The organism is Streptomyces sp. P17, assembly GCF_032436805.1.
GTDB lineage: Bacteria > Actinomycetota > Actinomycetes > Streptomycetales > Streptomycetaceae > Streptomyces.
This window is the reverse complement of the sequence record NZ_JAVRBF010000604.1, coordinates 1-289: the sequence shown is the minus strand read 5'-3', so window position 1 is coordinate 289 and position 289 is coordinate 1. Positions and strand designations below refer to the sequence as shown.

The 289-nt window shown below is 70.6% G+C and carries 1 pseudogene; it reads left to right on the top strand.

What is annotated here, in order from left to right:
* Positions 1-27: 27 nt before the first annotated feature.
* Positions 28-289 (top strand): annotated as a pseudogene (locus RMT89_RS42275) (heme ABC transporter ATP-binding protein); the annotation flags it as partial.

Sequence of the window (289 nt, the reverse complement as noted above, 5' to 3'; positions counted from 1 at the left end):
CCGCGCGCCGAGCCCTTTGGGGTGGACTTGACCGACATCGACTTGCAAGTGCGCGGCGGCGAAGTGGTGGGCATAGCCGGTGTTTCGGGCAATGGGCAGAAAGAGCTGCTGTACGCCCTCTCGGGCGAGGACGTTCGTGCCGCCCCGGCATCCATCACGGTGGCGGGCACGGCGGCCGGGCGCCTGTCGCCGCGCCAGCGCCGCGCGCTGGGACTGCAGGTTGTGCGCCAGGCTCATGCTGGGGACGGCACCACGTCCGAGGCGCTCCTCGGGCACAAAATGCAGTCCC